Below are 4,947 nucleotides of genomic sequence, written 5' to 3' on the forward strand. Positions count from 1 at the left end.
CCGCCGCGGCGCCGGTCGCGACCGCCGTCCCGGCCCCGACGCCGCCCCCCGTGCCGAGCCTGCGCGCGGCACCGGCCGCGACAGGCCTCCTCGTGGCGCCCGGGCGCGTCCTGACCAGTGCCGCGGCCCTGTCCGGCTGCCGGGCGCCCCTGGTCGCGGGCCAGCCGGCGCGGACCGGTGCCGGCGCCACGGCCGAACTTCTGATTCTGGAGACCGGCGCCCTCCCGGGCCGGGCCGCGATCACACCGTCCGTTCGCGGACATGCCCTCGCCGAGAGCGAGGCGGTGGCGGCCCTCGCCGTCGATGCGGAGGGTAGCGTCGCCGTGGCGCCGGGCGAGGCGATCTTAGGAGAGGCGATTCGGGGAGAAGCGGCGGGAAACACCCGCATCGCGGCCCCGCTCCAGCCCGGTGGGGGAGGCGCCCCGGTCCTCGACCGCTCGGGCGCGCTCGCGGGGCTGGTCGCGACGGTGCCGTCACGCCCCCGCCTTGTGGCGGGGATCCTGCCTCCGGCGCGCTACGGCCTGGTGCCGGCGGCGACCCTGGCGGGCTTCCTCGGGGCGGCCGGCCTGCGGACGGCGCCCCAGAGAGAGGCCGGCACGCTCGGCGCGGCCGCCGCGACCCTGGCGGGCGCGGTGGTGCCGATCGCGTGCCAGCCCTGAGGGGGAACCGTCAGATTCGCCCGGTGACGAGGAGCACGATCAGGATGATGACGAGCAGGCCGCCGAGGCCGAAGCTCGGACCGCGATAGGCGCCGCCGCCGAGGAAGTTGCCGCCGCCGAGGACGATCAGGATCAGGAGGATGAGGAGGATGGTGGTCAGGGTCATGGATGGGAACTCCGTCACGCGCCCAACCGGAATTGCTTGAGCTTGACCGTACAAACGTCGCCGTGGCGATTCCGTTCAACGGTCCGTGCGGCATAATCCCACGAAGCAAAGGTTTTTTGCCGCGTTCCTCGCCGTCCCGGCTTCAGGCCCGCCAATCCGGCAGGGATGCGGACGCGGCACCGAGCCAGGACGGCACCGGCAGGCCGCGCTCGGACAGGAAAGCGGGGTTGAACAGCTTCGAGGCGTAGCGGGCCGCGCCGTCGCACAGGATGGTCACGATGGTGTGCCCCGGCCCGAGCTCCCGGGCGAGCCGGATCGCCCCGGCGACGTTGATGCCGGACGAGCCGCCGAGGCTGAGGCCCTCCTCGCGCATCAGCCGGAAGACGATGTCGAGGGCCTCGCCGTCGGGAATCCGGAAGGAGACGTCCGGGGTGAAGCCCGCGAGGTTGCGGGTGATCCGACCCTGGCCGATGCCTTCCGTGATCGAGGAGCCCTCGGCCTTCAGGGTGCCGGTGGTGTAGTGGGCGTGCAGCGCCGAGCCCTCCGGGTCGGCGAGGCCGATCCGCACGCCGGGCCGCGCGGCGCGCAGGGCCTCGGCGGTCCCCGCGAGGGTACCGCCGGTCCCGGCCGCGCAGATGAAGCCGTCGACGGCGCCGCCGGTCGCCGCCAGGATCTCCGGGCCCGTCGTCTCCACATGCGCCCGCCGGTTGGCGACGTTGTCGAACTGGTCGGCGAAGAAGGCGCCGGACGGCTCGGTCTCGGCCAGGCGCTCGGCCAGCCGGCGGGCGGCGTGGACGTAGTTGTCGGGGTTCGCGAACGGCACCGCCGGGACCTCGACGAGGTGGGCGCCGGCCAGGCGCAGGGTTTCCTTCTTCTCGGCCGACTGCGTCTCCGGGATCACGATCACCGTGCGGTAGCCGCGCACCGAGGCGACGAGAGCCAAGCCGATGCCGGTGTTGCCGGCCGTGCCCTCCACGATGGTGCCGCCGGGCCGGATGGCGCCCCGGGCCTCGGCGTCGCGCACGATGGACAGCGCCGCCCGGTCCTTCACCGAGAGGCCGGGATTCAGGAACTCGGCCTTGCCCAGGATGGTGCAGCCGGTCTCCTCCGAGGCGCGTGCCAGGCGGATCAGCGGCGTGGCGCCGATGGCCGAGAGGATGTCGGGCAGGGAATGGTCGGGCAGATGTCGATCGGCGTGGACGCTCATGCGCGGGACTCCGAGAGAGAGGCGGCGGACGGGGTGCCTCAGGCGGCGAGCGCCCGGTTCACCGTGGAGCGCAGGTCGGCCAGCGAGAACGGCTTCGTCAGCACGTCCGTCACGATGGCATCGAGGCCGCGCGCGCGCTCGCGCTGGTCGGCGAAGCCGGTCATCAGCAGGATGGTGAGGTTGGGAAAGTCGCGCTTGGCCGCCAGCGCCAGGGCGATGCCGTCCATCAGCGGCATCCGGATGTCGGTGAGCATGAGGTCGAACGCGCCGTCCGCCTCGGTCAGCCGGTCGAGACCGTCGCTGCCGTCGGTGGCCGTGACCACGGCATGGCCGTCGATCTCAAGGCCCCGCTTGAGGAAGCCCCGCACCGTCTCTTCGTCATCCACCAGGAGGATGCGGGCCATCGTGCGTCTGTGTCTCTCTGTCGGGTCCGTGCGCTCAGTCACGCAAGCGCCGACGCGCCCTGTCAAGGGATCGTCGGACACAGCAAGCCCTTTAAGGGCCGAATCGTTTCACATTGTTCGTGTGCGCCGCAGGTTTCGGCCCCCGCGGCAGGCTGCACTCAGGTGCCGCCGAACAGATCCGGCTCGCGGCTCTCGTAATCGACGAGGCCGACGAAGGGCAGCTGGCGGTAGGCATGGGCGACATCCATGCCGTAGCCGACGACGAACACGTCCGGACAGGTGAAGCCGACGAAATCCGCGTCGATCGTCACGGCGCGCTTGCCCGGCTTCTCCAGGAGCACGGCGGTGAGCACCCGCTTGGCGCCCCGCGCCATCAGCAGGTCCTTGGCGAACACGATGGTGCGGCCCGATTCGAGGATGTCGTCGACGAGGAGCACGTCGCGCCCGCGCACCTCGCTCTCCACGTCGCGCAGGATCTCGACCTGCCCCGAGGAGACCGTGGCGGTGCGGTAGCTCGACAGGTGGACGAACTCGGCCTGCGGCTCCAGGCCGACCCGGTGCAGGGCCCGCAGGAGGTCGGCGGCGAACATGAAGCTGCCCTTGAGCACCGCCACCACGAGGAGATTCTCGGGGTTGGCGGCCGCGATGGCGGCCGCGAGTTCCTCGGTGCGCCGGGCGATGGCGGTTTCGTCGAAGAGAACGCGGACGCGTCGGGAGGTGCTCGGGGAGGGGTTGGGGGACGTGCTGCTCATCCGCATTCCATATCACGGGGCCGGCGCGCTGGCATCGGCCTTCGAACCGGTCTCGCCCGCCTCCGGGGCGGCGAAGTTCACGCGCACCGAGCGGCCCTGCGCCGGCGGCGCCGACAGGCTCGCCCGGAACCGCGCGGTCTCGCTCCGCTCCAGGGACGGGCGCGGGGGCGCGATGCGCCAGCGATAGAGCGGCTGGTCGCGCCCGTCCCGGACCTCCACCTCGATCGGCGGCACGTCGGCCTCGGCGGCGACCCCGACGAGGTCGCCTTCCACCACGAGCTGCCCCTGGGCGCCCTCGCCCGGGCTCTGGAACGCCACGACGTCGCGGAACGCGATGCCGCGCAGGTTCACCGGGAGCCCGACGCGGGCATAGAGCCCGGCGCTCTGGGGCATCGCCCGCACCACCGTGGCGCGCCCGAGGACGGCGAGGCCCAGCCCGCCCACCACGGCGAGACCGAGGGCGGCGCCGGGCGAGGCCAGGGGGAACCCCTTGCGCCTGGGCTTAGCGGGCTTCGTCCCGGCCCGCGGGCGCGGCGCCTCGGGCGGCGGGGCCGGCTCCGGCTCGGCGGCCAGGGCCGATTCCCAGGCATCGAGATCGGCCTGGGCCGAGGCGCGGCTCTGCGCCGCGTCGGGCGGGAGCTCGGAGGCGGCCATCATGGCGGCGGTCATCTCGGCTTCGAGGGCGGCCGAGACGTCGTCGGGGGAGATGAACCAGGTCTCGCGGCAGGCCGCGCAGCGCACCGAGCGCCCGTCCGCGCCGACGCGGTCGATGTCGATCTCGTACTCGCTGGCACAGGACGGGCAGACGATCAGCATGGCGTCCGTGTGCCTCGGATCTCGATGGACGGTTGCCGACGGGGGCAAAAAGACTCAAACGGTTCTCGGCCAACACGGTTAACCGTCCGTGAAGCGGGCGGCCTGTAACCGGCATGCGCGGGGCCGTCGCGAGAGATCGGACTTCGGAGGGCAGGACCTTGGGGGGATCGTGGCGGATCGGGTGAACACGCAGTCGCTCCTCTCCGGGGCGGAAGAGCCGGTGGTCCAGTTCGAGAGCGTCGGCATGCGCTACGGCCTCGGGCCGGAGGTGCTGAGCGACGTCAGCTTCCAGATCGCGCCGCGCTCGTTCCAGTTCCTCACGGGACCGTCCGGCGCGGGCAAGACCACCCTGCTGCGCCTGATCCTCCTGTCGGTGCGCCCGACGCGCGGCCTCGTCTCGGTCTTCGGCGAGGAGGTCAGCGACATCTCCAGCGAGGCGCTGACCGGCCTGCGCCGGCGCATGGGCGTGGTCTTCCAGGATTTCCGCCTGCTCGACCACCTCACCACCTACGAGAACGTGGCGCTGCCCCTGCGCGTCCAGGGCCGGTCGGAGACGAGCTACCGGGCCGAGGTCGTCGAGCTCCTCCGCTGGGTCGGGCTCGGGGAACGGATGCACGTGCTGCCGCCCCTGCTCTCGGGCGGCGAGAAGCAGCGCGCCGCCATCGCCCGCGCGCTCATCGCCCGGCCGGAGCTGCTGCTGGCCGACGAGCCCACCGGCAACGTCGACCCCGGCCTCGGCCGGCGCCTGCTGCGCCTGTTCATCGAACTCAACCGGCTGGGCACCTCCGTGCTCATCGCCACCCACGACTTCGCCCTGATGGACCTCGTCGATGCCCGGCGCTTCGTCCTCGGCGACGGACGCCTGACGGTCGAGGCATGATGGGCGAGACCGGCACGCCCCCCGCCGCGCCGAACCGCGCGCCCGCCCGCGCCGACGATCGGC

6 protein-coding genes and 1 pseudogene are annotated in these 4,947 nt (G+C 72.8%); 2 read left to right on the forward strand and 5 right to left on the reverse strand.

Annotated elements, in window-relative coordinates; genetic code table 11:
- Positions 1–659: pseudogene (locus tag AC3WLN_RS23560) on the forward strand (serine protease); the annotation flags it as partial.
- Positions 660–669: 10 nt separating this feature from the next.
- On the opposite strand, the gene AC3WLN_RS23565 reads toward AC3WLN_RS23560, so the two are convergent.
- The 5 genes from AC3WLN_RS23565 to AC3WLN_RS23585 form a co-directional block, all read right to left on the reverse strand.
- The gene (locus AC3WLN_RS23565) at positions 670–825 is read right to left on the reverse strand and encodes a DUF3309 domain-containing protein (RefSeq protein ID WP_103708171.1); all 156 of its coding nucleotides are present in this window, start codon (positions 823–825) and stop codon (positions 670–672) included.
- Positions 826–967: 142 nt separating this feature from the next.
- Positions 968–2,032: a cysteine synthase A gene (locus tag AC3WLN_RS23570; RefSeq protein WP_492485350.1), complete on the reverse strand. Its 1,065-nt coding sequence runs from the start codon at positions 2,030–2,032 to the stop codon at positions 968–970.
- Between the two features lie 38 nt (positions 2,033–2,070).
- Positions 2,071–2,436, reverse strand: a complete 366-nt coding sequence (locus tag AC3WLN_RS23575) for a response regulator (protein WP_055946868.1) — start codon at positions 2,434–2,436, stop codon at positions 2,071–2,073.
- Positions 2,437–2,594: 158 nt separating this feature from the next.
- Positions 2,595–3,188 carry a hypoxanthine phosphoribosyltransferase gene (gene hpt / locus AC3WLN_RS23580; protein ID WP_463771737.1) on the reverse strand — a complete coding sequence of 198 codons (594 nt, stop codon included), beginning with the start codon at positions 3,186–3,188 and terminating at the stop codon, positions 2,595–2,597.
- A gap of 12 nt (positions 3,189–3,200) precedes the next feature.
- Positions 3,201–4,004: a zinc-ribbon domain-containing protein gene (locus AC3WLN_RS23585; protein WP_492485352.1), complete on the reverse strand. Its 804-nt coding sequence runs from the start codon at positions 4,002–4,004 to the stop codon at positions 3,201–3,203.
- Positions 4,005–4,185: 181 nt separating this feature from the next.
- Between AC3WLN_RS23585 and ftsE the strand changes: the two genes are divergently transcribed.
- Entirely contained in the window at positions 4,186–4,884 is a 699-nt protein-coding gene (gene ftsE / locus AC3WLN_RS23590) for a cell division ATP-binding protein FtsE (RefSeq protein ID WP_181259686.1), read from the forward strand.
- The last annotated feature ends 63 nt before the right edge of the window (positions 4,885–4,947 follow it).

This window comes from Methylobacterium sp. FW306-05-D, from assembly GCF_058782155.1.

Excerpts from the sequence above, each read along its gene's own strand:
- AC3WLN_RS23570 (WP_492485350.1), bottom strand. The coding sequence starts at position 2,032 with ATGAGCGTCCACGCCGATCGACATCTGCCCGACCATTCCCTGCCCGAC.
- AC3WLN_RS23575 (WP_055946868.1), bottom strand. The coding sequence starts at position 2,436 with ATGGCCCGCATCCTCCTGGTGGATGACGAAGAGACGGTGCGGGGCTTC.
- AC3WLN_RS23565 (WP_103708171.1), bottom strand. The coding sequence starts at position 825 with ATGACCCTGACCACCATCCTCCTCATCCTCCTGATCCTGATCGTCCTC.
- hpt (WP_463771737.1), bottom strand. The coding sequence starts at position 3,188 with ATGAGCAGCACGTCCCCCAACCCCTCCCCGAGCACCTCCCGACGCGTC.
- AC3WLN_RS23585 (WP_492485352.1), bottom strand. The coding sequence starts at position 4,004 with ATGCTGATCGTCTGCCCGTCCTGTGCCAGCGAGTACGAGATCGACATC.